This window comes from Yersinia sp. 2553 StPb PI (genome assembly GCF_052217105.1).
GTDB lineage: Bacteria > Pseudomonadota > Gammaproteobacteria > Enterobacterales > Enterobacteriaceae > Yersinia > Yersinia enterocolitica_E.
In genome coordinates, this window is the sequence record NZ_JAZGPX010000002.1 from 3,832,948 (window position 1) to 3,846,766 (window position 13,819).

A 13,819-nucleotide genomic window follows, 5' to 3' on the forward strand; every position below is an offset into this window, starting at 1 on the left:
CGGAGTAGTGATCCAGAGTAGCGGATGCGATCGGAATGGCGGATCATAGCGCAAAAGGAGCAATAGATCCTCCCCTTCCTCACAGATTAGATCCTTTTTATCCACAGGACATAACTTCTGTTAGGAGTGTAACCCAGTGCACAGCTTTTCGTGTCCCTCATCAGCAATGATCGCAAAATATTTCAGAATATACTGGTATCACCTTCCCCTTTTCTAACAACTGATCCTCATTAATCCACAAAGGATCTCACGGCGATCCTTGCGATTTGTCTGGGAGTCCGTATAATCCTCAGCCCTACGTGTGATGCCTGTGTTCTTGATGGCTTTGGCCAAAAAGAAACCAGCGGTGAACACGGGCAGGCTCTTGGTAAACTCCCGATACAGAAAACTTCTGTGCGGGCGGGCGCAATGTCAATTGACTCAGGACTGTACAATTATTACAATCCCGCTTCTTTATATGTTGCGATTGAGGCGTCGGTGTCTTCACTCCGAGCAGCCAAACGCGTTTACTGAATCAGTAATTATTTTAAGTTTAGGTAGAAATCGCTATGAAACGCACTTTCCAACCGTCCGTATTGAAGCGCAACCGTAGCCACGGTTTCCGTGCTCGTATGGCCACCAAAAATGGTCGTCAAGTTCTGGCTCGCCGTCGTGCGAAAAGCCGTACTCGTCTGACTGTTTCTAAGTAATAAAAGCTAACCATCTCAGTGGTTAAGCTAGCATTTCCTAGGGAGTTACGTTTGTTAACTCCCAGTCATTTCACTTTTGTCTTCCAGCAGCCACAACGGGCTGGCACGCCGCAAATCACCATCCTCGGCCGCCTGAACGAGCTGGGGCATCCCCGCATCGGTCTTACCGTCGCCAAAAAACATGTCAAACGTGCTCACGAACGTAACCGGATAAAGCGCCTCACACGCGAAAGCTTCCGTTTGCATCAGCATACGTTACCGTCTATGGATTTTGTCGTTTTGGTGAAAAAGGGTGTGGCTGACCTCGATAACCGTGCGTTGACGGAAGCTTTGGAAAAATTATGGCGTCGCCACTGTCGCCAGGCTCCCGCATCCTGATCGGGCTAATCAGGGGCTATCAGCTCGTGATTAGTCCGCTGCTGGGGCCGCGTTGTCGTTTCCATCCGACATGCTCTCATTACGGAATTGAGGCATTGCGCCGGTTTGGGATGATAAAAGGCAGTTGGTTAACACTGAAACGCGTATTAAAATGCCACCCTTTGAACCCAGGTGGCGATGATCCCGTGCCGCCGAAACCCGACGATAACAGAGAACACTAACGATGGATTCGCAACGCAATCTTCTACTCATCGCTCTGCTGTTCGTGTCTTTCATGATCTGGCAAGCCTGGCAAGTGGACAACAGTCCACAACCAGCCGCTCAGACCACGCAACAGACTGCGAATACTGCTACCGGTGATAAAGCAAGCCAGGCTGTGCCCGGCAGTGGTCAGGGTCAACTGATTACTGTAAAAACTGATGTGCTGTCTCTGACCATTAATACCCGTGGTGGTGACATCGAGCAGGCTAACCTGCTGGCTTACCCGGATGCTCTGGGTTCAGATAAAACTTTCGAATTACTGGAAACCACTCCAGCTTTCGTCTATCAGGCGCAAAGCGGTCTGACAGGCAAAAGCGGCCCGGATAATCCAGCTAACGGTGAGCGCCCACTGTTTGAAGCGCCTCAAACCAGCTTTGTATTGGCTGACGGTCAGGATGAACTGCGTATTCCATTGACCTTTACCGGCAAAGATGGCTCCGTTTTCACCAAGACTTTTGTGCTAAAACGTAACGATTACGCCATTGGCGTGGATTATCACGTTAAAAACGCCTCTGCTGCCCCGCTGGAGCTGACGCTGTTTGGTCAGTTGAAGCAAAGCATCAATTTGCCTAAACACCGTGATACCGGCAGCAATAACTTTGCGCTGCACACCTATCGTGGCGCGGCTTACTCTTCTGATGACACTAAATATAAAAAATACAGCTTTAGTGATATCGAAGACAAAAATATGGACATCACCACCAAAGGTGGCTGGGTAGCCATGTTGCAACAGTATTTTGCAACCGCCTGGATCCCGGCAGCTAATGAAACCAACACTTTCTACTCTTCTGATTTGGGTAATGGTCTGGCGGCTATCGGCTTTAAAGGTGCGCCAGTTATTATTCAACCGGGTGAGCAGAAACAGCTGGGTGCTACCTTATGGGTTGGCCCAGAAATTCAGGACAAAATGGCGGCCATTGCGCCACATCTGGACCTGACTGTTGATTATGGTTGGTTATGGTTTATTTCTCAGCCACTGTTCAAACTGTTGAAATTCATTCACAGCTTTGTCGGTAACTGGGGCTTCTCCATCATCGTGATTACCTTTATCGTGCGCGGTATCATGTACCCGCTGACAAAAGCGCAATACACCTCGATGGCGAAAATGCGTTTGCTACAGCCTAAACTGGCTGCCATGCGTGAGCGTATCGGTGACGATAAGCAGCGTATGAGTCAGGAGATGATGGCGCTGTACAAAGCTGAGAAGGTTAACCCGCTGGGTGGCTGCTTACCGCTGGTCATTCAGATGCCAATCTTCCTGGCGTTGTACTACATGTTGATGAGTTCCGTTGAGTTGCGTCATGCGCCGTTCATCCTGTGGATTCATGACCTGTCAGCACAAGACCCGTACTACATTCTGCCGATTCTGATGGGTATCACCATGTACTTCATTCAGAAGATGTCACCAACTACCGTGACGGACCCAATGCAGCAGAAGATAATGACCTTTATGCCAGTTATCTTCACTGTGTTCTTCCTGTGGTTCCCGGCTGGTCTGGTACTGTACTATATCGTCAGTAACCTGGTGACCATCCTGCAACAGCAGTTGATTTATCGTGGTCTGGAAAAACGTGGTTTACATAGCCGCGATAAGAAGAAACAGTCTTAACATGATAGATACCCCAGTCACTGGCATACGTCAGTAACTGGGGGAGAGCAGCTAACAAACGCTGCGACTGCAATTAAGAAGGGTATATGAGGCGGTCATAGCTATATGACCGCCTTATTCTTTTAAAGAGAGAAATAACCATGAGCACCACTGATACTATCGTGGCACAAGCAACCCCGCCAGGCCGTGGTGGTGTTGGTATTTTACGTGTTTCAGGTCGTGCTGCCGCAGACGTGGCGCAGGCGGTTTTGGGCAAATTGCCCAAGCCTCGCTATGCCGATTATCTGCCGTTTAAAGATACTGATGGCAGTACATTAGACCAAGGTATCGCTCTCTACTTCCCCGGCCCCAATTCCTTTACTGGCGAGGACGTGCTGGAACTGCAAGGTCACGGTGGTCCGGTTATACTGGATTTACTGTTAAAACGCATTCTGGCGCTGCCAGGGCTGCGCATTGCCCGTCCGGGTGAGTTTTCTGAACGCGCGTTTTTAAACGACAAGCTGGATTTGGCTCAAGCAGAAGCGATTGCCGACCTGATTGATGCCAGCTCGGAGCAAGCCGCCCGCTCAGCAGTAAATTCATTGCAGGGTGCATTTTCAGTTAAAATCCATCAATTGGTGGAAGCACTTACTCACTTGCGAATCTACGTCGAAGCTGCCATTGACTTCCCAGATGAGGAAATTGACTTCCTTTCTGATGGCAAGATTGAAGGCCAGTTGAACGGTGTGATGGCCGATCTTGAGCAGGTGCGCACTGAAGCACGGCAAGGCAGCTTGTTGCGTGAAGGGATGAAAGTGGTCATTGCCGGCCGCCCAAATGCCGGTAAATCAAGCCTGCTCAATGCGTTAGCGGGCCGTGAAGCTGCAATCGTAACCGATATCGCAGGCACAACTCGTGATGTTTTACGGGAACATATTCATATCGATGGGATGCCATTGCATATCATCGATACTGCTGGCTTACGTGAAGCCAGTGACGAAGTTGAGCGCATTGGCATCGAACGGGCGTGGAATGAGATAGAACAAGCAGATCGCGTACTGTTTATGGTTGATGGTACGACGACTGATGCCACCGAACCGGCCGCTATCTGGCCTGAGTTTATGGCCCGCCTACCATCGACTCTGCCCATCACCGTGGTGCGCAATAAAGCGGATGTCACAGGTGAATCGCTGGGGTTAACCGAAGTGAATGGTCACTCACTTATTCGCTTATCGGCCCGTACCGGCGAAGGTATTGACCTGCTGCGTAGCCATCTTAAGCAGAGTATGGGCTTTACCAGTAACACCGAAGGTGGCTTCCTGGCTCGCCGACGCCATTTGCAAGCGTTGGAAGCCGCTGCCCAGCATTTGGTGCAAGGCCACGAACAGTTAGTAAGCGCTTACGCCGGTGAGTTATTGGCGGAAGAGCTACGTTTAGCACAACAGTCATTGAGTGAAATTACCGGCGAATTCAGCTCAGATGACTTACTGGGGCGCATTTTCTCCAGTTTTTGTATCGGAAAATGAGTGTGATGTTATAGAGCTGGAGCAGATTATCGCTAATTTTGATAATCTGACTCTATGAGTCCGAACTGTTAGAGTCTCGACCGACGGTAGCTCGAACACTTAACTTTATTCATAAACTGAGGTATCCATGATTATAAAACCACGTGTACGCGGCTTTATCTGTGTGACTGCTCACCCGGCGGGCTGTGAAGCTAACGTCAAAAAGCAAATCGACTATGTCACAGCAGAAGGCCCAATTGCTAACGGCCCAAAACGAGTATTAGTGATTGGTGCGTCAACTGGATACGGGCTGGCAGCTCGAATCACAGCAGCATTTGGTTGTGGTGCCGATACGCTGGGTATTTTCTTTGAACGCCCAGGAGAAGAAGGTAAACCGGCGACCTCCGGCTGGTACAACAGCGCAGCTTTCCACAAGTTTGCTGAGCAGAAAGGCCTGTATGCGAAAAGCATCAATGGCGATGCTTTCTCCGATGAGATCAAACGACTGACCATCGAGGCTATTAAGCAAGATCTGGGTCAGGTTGATCAGGTTATCTATAGCCTGGCCTCGCCGCGCCGCACTCATCCAAAAACCGGCGAAGTGTTTAACTCCACACTGAAGCCAATCGGCCATGAAGTTAAATTCCGTGGCCTGGATACCGATAAAGAAGTTATCAAAGAAGTTGTGCTGCAACCCGCAACTCAAACCGAGATAGACAACACGGTAGCAGTGATGGGTGGCGAAGACTGGCAGATGTGGATTGATGCACTACTGGAAGCTGGCGTGCTGGCTGAAGGGGCACAAACTACCGCCTTTACTTATCTGGGTGAAAAAATCACTCATGATATCTATTGGAACGGTTCTATTGGCGCAGCCAAAAAGGATCTGGACCAAAAAGTTCTGACTATCCGCGATAGCTTAGCTGCCCATGGCGGCGGTGATGCCCGGGTATCCGTGTTGAAAGCGGTAGTGACTCAGGCAAGTTCCGCTATCCCAATGATGCCACTGTATTTGTCATTACTATTCAAGGTGATGAAAGAAAAAGGCACTCATGAAGGCTGCATCGAGCAAGTTTATTCGCTGTATAAAGACAGCTTGTGTGGTGAGGCACCGCATCTAGACGCCGATGGCCGTTTGCGTGCTGACTACAAAGAACTGGCACCAGAAATTCAAAACCAGGTACAAGCGTTGTGGGATCAAGTCACCAATGACAATATCTACCAATTGACCGACTTTACCGGTTATAAGACTGAGTTCTTAAACCTGTTTGGGTTTGCCGTCGACGGTGTGGATTATGACGCTGACGTAAATCCTGATGTAAAAATCCCTAATCTGATTCAGGGCTAAACCCCGGTTATAGCGATAGAACCCGCTGCGCAATTTGTACGCAGCGGGTTGATAATCCGCCTTTCGTCCCAATCGCCTAATAAAAAACACTAAATCCATTATCTCTATTATAGATAAGCTAAGATCATTTTCTTCGTTTACGCTTCATCCCCGCAATGTTTGAATGATTTCATTCTTAGTTATCCCGCTTTTAGCTAAAAGAATAACCGGCAACATAATAAATAAAGCCTCTGGTAGAGACTAAATTAACACTATTCCACAGGGAAATTATGATGAGAATACCTTCACTGACGATACCTTTATTTAGTTTAATTATTGTTACTTCACTAAATGCCCATAGTGAAGAAAATAAAGTTATCAAATTGGGATTTAATCCTGGCCCTTATAAAGAACAATTTGAAAAAGGTGTAGCCCCTTATCTGATCAACAAAGGCTATCGCATCGAATATAAAGATTTTAATGATGGCATCCAGGTTAATAATGCCGTTAGCACTGGCGAGATTGATGGCAATATCATGCAACACCCTATTTATCTGCAAGCGATAAATGAGCGTCTGCGGATTGATAATACCGGTATTGTTCAGGTCCCAACGCCACCGATGGGACTGTATTCTGATAAATATCAGCAAAGCCAAAAAGACCAAAAACCCAAAGAAGGTACTTTGATTTCAGTCCCTAACCAGCCCTCAAATGAGTACCGCGCAGCACTGTTGTTGCAATCTATCGGCTGGATAAAGCTAAAGGAAAAAATTGATCCAGCGACCTTCTCGCAAAAAGACATAGCAGAAAATCCGTACCATCTGGTGATCAAAGATATGGATAATGCCCAGCAAGTCAGAGCATTACCCGATGTCGACTTTGGTGCTATTCAGGGTAATTTTGCTGTATCTAACGGTATAAAACTCAGCTCAGCACTGCAACTTGAAAAACCAACCACACAGTTTGTGAATGTGGTAACTGTCGCCGGTAAAAATAAAGATGCAGAATTTGCCAAGGATATTATTGCGGGATACCACTCGGCGGAGTTCAAAAAATACATTCTAGGAAATGAGAAATACACCGGTTATATGCTGCCTGATTATCTTAAGTAATGGAATAATCTGATGATTGAACTTCAGCATATTTCTAAAACCTTTGAACGTAAAGGTGTAAAGCTACAAGCGCTTAATAATGTTAGTTTAACCATCGAAGATGGCGATATATTTGGCATTATCGGTTATAGCGGTGCAGGGAAAAGCACCTTATTACGAATGGTAAACTCATTGGAAAGTCCAACATCCGGTGATGTGATTATTGATGGTAATAATCTACATGATTTTAGTCATGAGCAACTCAGGCTACTTAAAAAAAACATCGGAATGATATTCCAGAATTTTAACTTACTGGAGTCAAAAACTGTTTTTAAGAATGTAGCTATGCCGCTCATCTTATTAGGTAAAAATAAAAAATTCATTCAGGAGCGCGTCGCTGAATTGCTGGATTTTGTTGGGTTAGGTGATAAGAGCCATAGTTTTCCTAATGAATTATCGGGGGGGCAGAAGCAGCGGGTAGGTATTGCTCGTGCTCTGGCAACCAATCCATCAATTCTGCTGTGTGATGAGGCCACATCGTCACTGGATCCACAAACTACCGCCCAGATTTTATTATTACTGAAGAAAATTAATCAGCAATACAATATTACAGTGTTGCTGATTACCCATGAAATGTCCGTCATTCAAAAAATCTGTAATAAGGTCGCGGTTATGGAAAACGGCCAAATAATTGAGCAGGGTTCGGTATTAACGGTTTTTGGCCACCCCACTCACCCCACAACCCTTAATTTCGTCCGCACCGTGATCAAGGACAGCCTGCCCGATAGTGTGAGAAAACTGTTAGATAGCAGTCATGCTGGCCGCCAATTTCGTTTAGCATTTATGGGGGCGATTGCGACGCAACCGGTGATAAATCAACTTATCAGGCAATATGATGTGGGCGTGAATATTCTATTTGCCAACATGTCGGAGATACAAGACACCACATTGTGTCATATGGTGCTGCTGTTAAGCGGTGACAACAACCTCATTGATAGTGCCGTCACGCACCTGGCTGGAACAGGAATTGATATACAGGAAATACATTAATGATCGAAACCGCAATTACGTTGGACCAATTTGTCCAGGCGCTACACGACACACTGGTTATGGTCAGTATTTCATTGGTGATCGGTTCTCTTATTGGTATCCCACTGGGAATCTTATTGGTGGTAACCCGGCCCGGAGGGCTAATTAACAATCGCACTTTTTATAATATTCTTAACCCATTGATTAATATCATCCGATCACTGCCCTTTATTATTTTGATGGTAGCGATTATCCCACTTACCCGCTTGATCGTGAATACCACTATCGGAACACCAGGAGCCATCGTGCCATTGATTATTTTTATCGCACCTTATATTGGCCGATTAGTAGAAAATTCATTATTGGATGTTAACCCCGGAATTCTCGAGGCAGCAAAATCGATGGGTGCCACGCCCCTTCAGGCGATTTGGTATTTTCTATTACCCGAAGCACTGTCATCTTTGATATTGGCACTGACCACAGCCACCATTGGCTTGATTGGTGCTACCGCCATGGCAGGTACTGTCGGCGGCGGTGGGATTGGTGATCTGGCTATAACCTATGGCTATCAGCGCTTTGATACGTTCGTAACTGTCACTACCGCGATTGTATTGATTATTACGGTACAGCTCATCCAATCGCTGGGTAATTTATTTGCCAGTAAAATTCGCCGTGAGTGATAAAAAAACCCCTTTTCGGCGAGCAAAAGGGGTCAGATTTTTGGCATAACTGCAATATATACCCTAAATAATTCGAGTTGCAGGAAGGCGGCAAGTGAATAACAACTTGGTTGTAAACCATGTTGAACAGCGCTTGCGCTGGCCCGCAGAGTGAGCCTCATTAGAGGCCCATAATCCCGATGAGCTTACATAAGTAAGTGATTCGGATGATTAAACGTAGCCAACACACCTGCAGCTTGAAGTATGACAGGTATAAAATTAAACTTTAAAGCCGCTAATCACACTCTCCAACTGTAAAGTTTGATCCTGCATCGCCTGAGCCGCAGCAGCAACTTGTTGCACTAGCGCCGCATTTTGCTGTGTTGAATTATCCAACTGATTGATTGCCAGATTAACCTGTTCGATACCCAAACTTTGTTCCTGACTGGATGACATGATTTCATTCATTAATGCCGCCACATTGGACACCCCGCTCATTAAATCATCCATAGTGGTTCCCGCGTCAGCCACCAAGCCAGTACCAATGGCAATATCAGCCACCGAGTCCTCGATCAGTTTTTTAATCTCACGAGCAGATGTCGCTGAACGCTGCGCCAGATTACGCACTTCTGATGCCACCACCGCAAAACCACGGCCTTGTTCACCCGCTCTTGCTGCTTCTACCGCCGCATTAAGTGCCAATATATTGGTTTGGAAGGCGATACTGTCAATCACACTAATGATATCGACTATTTTCTTCGATGAATGATTGATTGAACCCATGGTATCCACCACCTGTTTCACCACCTTGCCACCTTTCACCGCAACAGTAGAAGCATCTCTCGCCAATTGGTTGGCGTGACTGGCGTTATCCGCATTTTGTTTCACCGTGCTGGTAAGTTCATCCATTGAGGCTGCGGTTTGTTCAATTGAACTGGCCTGATCTTCAGTACGGGCGGATAAGTCCAGATTACCGCTAGCTATCTGGCGCGATGCTGAGGCAATAGCTAGGCTACTTTCACCGACTTGCCGCATCATTTGCTGTAAATAGTCGATAAAATTGTTGAAACTTTGGTTAATTGCATTGAATTCTGGGCTATTGCTTTCCGGTAAGCGCTGCGTCAAATCAGCCCCTCCCGCCGATAATGCAGTGATATTCTCTTTCAAAGCCGCTAAGCGTTTCATAAAGACGCGGATAGAAAACACCAGGAACAAGAGCAATAACAGCATAATTGGAATCTGTACTAACCCCAGATGCAACAGGATGGCGTGGCTCTGTTTCACCAATAAACTGGTTGGTAAGTCAGTAACCAAATACCACGGGCTATTGGCGATCGGGCGAATAAACAGGGTGTGAGAGGTACCGTCGACATCAAATTCACTCTCCAGTGCTTTTTGATCTTTTAACTGCGGCAATAACCGCTGGGTTTCAGCCGCCATCGGCGAGTTGGCCGCAAAGTCAGACAGATTTTTTAATTCGGCTTTGCCATCCGCCAGAGCACTGCTGCCGACAATCTTGCCATCAGCTTCGACAATCAGAATAGTGCCATTCACTTTCTGTTCCATTTCTTTAACCAAACGGTTAAAGAAACCTAAAGTAACGTCAATGGTTGAAACACCGTAGGCCTCGTCACCTTTATAAATTGCCATCGCGCAGTTGGTTCTTGGCTGTGGGCTGGCATCATCCTGGTAGGCCTTAGCCCACGCGCAGAAGCCTTTAGGCGCATTTAAGCCATCTTTGTACCATGGTTGCTCAAAATAATTTTGTGATTCTGGTGAATTCCAATGGGTGTTGACCGTTAACTTATTTTCTCCATTACGGGCAAAGAAAGTGCTGAACTTAGTCACCCCTTGCTCACGTTTATTAGGTAATGGCCAAATGCCACCACCAAACACATTACTGTCGCCGTACTGATCCACCAGCCCCGGTAATAGTTGATCAATGGTATTGCTGTCCATAATGGCAACAGCCTGTGTAATGCTGCGGGCTTGCGCTTCCACTTTGTTCATTTGCGCCGTGATTGCCGTCGCAATTTGGTCAACGCTATTACCGACAATGGTACTTTCAGATTGTTTGAGTTGTGGTGTCACAAAAAGCTGAATAACCACCACGGTGATTATCAGTAATAAAATAAAAAACGCACTGACGAGTAAGGTAAAGCGGGCTTGAGTGGTTTTTAGCATTATCGTGTCGCTCAATTAAGAGAGCTGGATAGCTCCAGATCTATTAACGGCATTTTGCGCACAGACTTGATGACTGATAAAAACGATTTTTCCGTTCCTCTCCTGCGGTCACAGTTTCAGCGTAATAATTCCCCCCTAACACCAATTTAAGTGATGTTTAAATGTCGTCATACGCGAGATAGTCATTGTTTTGTCGCATAAGTTTGGCCTACTCTGGTAACAAATAACCAATAGATTTCAAAATGCAGGTGAGAGGCCAACACACCTGCAATGAGAAAGATGACGGGTATAAAGCCTCATCCATTTACTGAACGGGAGTATGTCATGCCACAGCAATCCCTTAAAATTGTTACCCTACTGGGTAGCCTGCGTAATGGTTCTTACAATGCGATGGTAGCCCGCGCACTGCCTAAATTAGCGCCTTCAGGCGTCACCATTGAAGCACTGCCTTCTATTCGTGATATTCCGCTTTATGATGCTGATGTTCAGCAGGAAGACGGCTTCCCGGCTACAGTTCAAGCTATTGCTGAGCAGATTCGTCAAGCTGATGGGGTTATCATCGTCACACCGGAATATAACTATTCGGTGCCAGGTGGATTGAAGAATGCGATCGACTGGTTGTCTCGCTTGCCAAACCAACCACTGGCAGGCAAGCCAGTTGCTATTCAAACCAGCTCAATGGGGCCGGTGGGTGGAGCACGTTGCCAGTATCACTTACGTCAGATCCTGGTTTTCCTTGATGCGATGGTGATGAATAAGCCTGAATTTATGGGTGGCGTGATTCAAAGCAAAGTGGATGAGCATGCCAAGGCGTTGATTGATCAAGGAACGCTGGATTTCCTTACCAGCCAACTAGCAGCCTTTGCGACCTATATTGATCGTGTCCGCGTGAAGTAACCCATGATTCAAAACCCCCACTGGCCGCTGGTGATTGGGGGTTACTCTCTTGACCCACACATGTTGGATGCTGCTAAATGGCCGTTAAAATCACTGTCTGGCTTATCCTGACCCTGATATCCACTCTCTGGCTGGGTTGGTATGGTTTAAATGAGCAGCAAGCTGAGCGTGAGGCCGAATTTCGTATTACCCACCGTGAATTGAGCCAGCAATTAGCCCAGCAACAGGCTATTTTGTTTCTGACTCTTGAACCAAACCAACTGTCGCAACTACAGCGCCATTTCCCGCAATTAGTCGCAATTAGCCAAACTAAAGCCGACAAATCAAAAGCAGGCCAGTTAACGCTGCAAGTTCACGGCGGTGATTATCAGCTATCGAACTCATACAATGGCAGTGGCTTGCAGATTAATGGGTTAAAACTGTTACAGGTAGTGGGTTTACCAGAAAATTTCGACAGCGTGACATTGCGCTATCAGCAACATCTGTTAGCTGTGCTGGGCAAGCCAAATCCAGACAGCTTTTGGCAATGGCAAAAACCATTGGGAGAGGGCGCTCAATCCTTTGCGTTAACTGGCTATGCAACTCCTCTTTGGCGTGACCTGCCTTGGTTAACTGCCCTCCTGCTTTCACTCATATGGGGAGCTACCCTCTATGGTTGGCACCGTTGGCAGCAGTTGGCGCAATACCGCAATCGCGCCGAACAACGGGCTAAATTTGCTGATCAAGCCAGACTCAATGCCATGGGGGAAATTGCCACAGGTATCGCCCATGAGTTGAACCAGCCGCTCACTGCCACCCTGACGTATAACCAAACCGCTCTGCGGTTATTACCCGCACAGGACGACAAAATTACCCCACTGCTACGGGCGTCAGTTGAGCAAATCAAACGGATTTCGGCGCTACTGGAGCGGCTACGCACATTACTCAGCCGTGGGCAGGTGAATTTACAACCGGTGGTGGTAGCGGATATCTGGTTACGCGTGAATGCTTTATTAAGTAATGAGATAGCCGCCAGCAAAGTAACGGTTGTGAATAGTATTCCAGCGAATTTACCACCACTCTCGGCCGATCCTTTATGGCTGGAGCAAATTCTGCATAATTTACTCAGTAATGCTATCCATGCCGTACAACATACTGCGACCCCGTTAATTTATTTCACTGCCCGCCTGCAACCACAGCAATGGCTAATTCAGATAGAAGATAATGGGCCGGGGCTAAGCCATCAGCAGTTAGACCACCTGTTCACACCTTTTTATACCACTCGCGAGAGTGGCCTGGGATTAGGGCTAACCCTGTGTGAGACATTGGTACAGCGAATGGGAGGTGACATAAAAGCCGCAAACAGTGAATATGGCGGGGCTTGTTTTACCCTAACCTTTCCCCTGATTGGCGAGAATACGCATGACAAAACACATTTATCTGATTGATGACGATGACGGTGTTCGCGCCGCGCTAACCGCATTACTCGCCACCCTGGGCTGGGAAGTAAAAGCATTCAGTGACGGCCAGCATTTCCTCGATACATTGGCAATAACCCAGCCAAGTTGCGTACTCCTGGATATCAGAATGCCGGGTAAGAGTGGGATGGCAGTATTAGAAGCCATTCAATGCCGTGATAGCACTCTTCCGGTCATCATAATGACTGGGCACGGTAATATTGAATTGTGCCGCCGGGCATTTAAAGGTGGAGCGCTGGAGTTTTTGACCAAACCTATCGACGCCGATGTGCTGATCGAGGCGGTCGGCATGGCACTGGAGCAACATGAGCAAGCGCTGGCAGTGAAAAAGCAGCAAGTGAGCTATCAACAGTTACTTAGCCAGCTCTCACCCCGCGAGCGGGAAGTCGCCGCGCTGATTATCCAAGGGGAAACCAGCAAGCAAATCGCCCATATGTTGTCACTTTCACCGCGAACCGTTGAAGCGCACCGCGCGAATATATTCTCCAAGCTGGAGGTCAACTCGCTGGCATCACTTATTCATAATTACTCCTATATCCTACCAATAATATACTCAAAGTAATTGGTGTTGCAGGTAGGCAGCAAGTGAACAACAAATTGGTTGTAAACCATTTTGAACAGCGCCTGCGTGGCCCGTAGGGTGAGCCTCTGATGAGGCTCATAATCCCGATGAGCTTACGCAGTCAAGTGATGTGGATGCGTGAGCGCAGATAACAACCCTGCGGCGCCAAGTCCGAAGGGAATAGGTAGAAGT

13 protein-coding genes are annotated in these 13,819 nt (G+C 47.3%); 12 read left to right on the forward strand and 1 reads right to left on the reverse strand.

All coding sequences use genetic code 11. The features are described from left to right. Positions 1-548: 548 nt before the first annotated feature. From rpmH to V2A84_RS19045, 9 genes are all read left to right on the forward strand, one after another. Positions 549-689: a 50S ribosomal protein L34 gene (gene rpmH, locus V2A84_RS19005; RefSeq protein ID WP_004393543.1), complete on the forward strand. Its 141-nt coding sequence runs from the start codon at positions 549-551 to the stop codon at positions 687-689. An 18-nt stretch (positions 690-707) separates the two neighbouring features. Next, on the forward strand, positions 708-1,067 hold the full coding sequence (gene rnpA / locus V2A84_RS19010) for a ribonuclease P protein component (RefSeq protein WP_025380108.1): 360 nt from the start codon (positions 708-710) through the stop codon (positions 1,065-1,067). Then, complete coding sequence (gene yidD / locus V2A84_RS19015; protein WP_032906726.1) at positions 1,031-1,288, forward strand: membrane protein insertion efficiency factor YidD; 258 nt, start codon at positions 1,031-1,033, stop codon at positions 1,286-1,288. Before rnpA ends, yidD begins: the two co-directional genes overlap by 37 nt. A 2-nt stretch (positions 1,289-1,290) precedes the next feature. After that, on the forward strand, positions 1,291-2,937 hold the full coding sequence (gene yidC, locus V2A84_RS19020; protein ID WP_083161538.1) for a membrane protein insertase YidC: 1,647 nt from the start codon (positions 1,291-1,293) through the stop codon (positions 2,935-2,937). Positions 2,938-3,077: 140 nt separating this feature from the next. After that, a complete protein-coding gene (mnmE, locus tag V2A84_RS19025) occupies positions 3,078-4,442 on the forward strand; it encodes a tRNA uridine-5-carboxymethylaminomethyl(34) synthesis GTPase MnmE (RefSeq protein WP_083161540.1) in 1,365 nt (454 codons plus the stop codon). Positions 4,443-4,569: 127 nt separating this feature from the next. Then, complete coding sequence (gene fabV, locus V2A84_RS19030; RefSeq protein WP_083161542.1) at positions 4,570-5,769, forward strand: enoyl-ACP reductase FabV; 1,200 nt, start codon at positions 4,570-4,572, stop codon at positions 5,767-5,769. A gap of 272 nt (positions 5,770-6,041) precedes the next feature. Continuing rightward, positions 6,042-6,860 carry a MetQ/NlpA family ABC transporter substrate-binding protein gene (locus tag V2A84_RS19035; protein ID WP_442849142.1) on the forward strand — a complete coding sequence of 273 codons (819 nt, stop codon included), beginning with the start codon at positions 6,042-6,044 and terminating at the stop codon, positions 6,858-6,860. A 12-nt stretch (positions 6,861-6,872) separates the two neighbouring features. Further along, positions 6,873-7,889, forward strand: a complete 1,017-nt coding sequence (locus V2A84_RS19040) for a methionine ABC transporter ATP-binding protein (protein ID WP_083161546.1) — start codon at positions 6,873-6,875, stop codon at positions 7,887-7,889. Beyond that, complete coding sequence (locus V2A84_RS19045; RefSeq protein ID WP_083161548.1) at positions 7,889-8,548, forward strand: methionine ABC transporter permease; 660 nt, start codon at positions 7,889-7,891, stop codon at positions 8,546-8,548. Before V2A84_RS19040 ends, V2A84_RS19045 begins: the two co-directional genes overlap by 1 nt. Before the next feature lie 258 nt (positions 8,549-8,806). On the opposite strand, the gene V2A84_RS19050 is transcribed toward V2A84_RS19045, so the two are convergent. Further along, complete coding sequence (locus V2A84_RS19050) at positions 8,807-10,711, reverse strand: methyl-accepting chemotaxis protein (protein ID WP_083161550.1); 1,905 nt, start codon at positions 10,709-10,711, stop codon at positions 8,807-8,809. Positions 10,712-11,035: 324 nt separating this feature from the next. On the opposite strand from V2A84_RS19050, the gene V2A84_RS19055 reads away from it, so the two are divergent. The 3 genes from V2A84_RS19055 to V2A84_RS19065 all read left to right on the forward strand — a co-directional run bounded on the left by V2A84_RS19055 (position 11,036) and on the right by V2A84_RS19065 (position 13,627). Beyond that, a complete protein-coding gene (locus V2A84_RS19055) occupies positions 11,036-11,608 on the forward strand; it encodes an NADPH-dependent FMN reductase (RefSeq protein ID WP_083161552.1) in 573 nt (190 codons plus the stop codon). 77 nt (positions 11,609-11,685) lie between these two features. Then, on the forward strand, positions 11,686-13,035 hold the full coding sequence (locus tag V2A84_RS19060; RefSeq protein ID WP_083161554.1) for a sensor histidine kinase: 1,350 nt from the start codon (positions 11,686-11,688) through the stop codon (positions 13,033-13,035). Further along, complete coding sequence (locus tag V2A84_RS19065) at positions 13,010-13,627, forward strand: response regulator transcription factor (protein WP_083161556.1); 618 nt, start codon at positions 13,010-13,012, stop codon at positions 13,625-13,627. The genes V2A84_RS19060 and V2A84_RS19065 overlap by 26 nt, the downstream gene beginning before the upstream one ends. Positions 13,628-13,819: the final 192 nt, after the last annotated feature.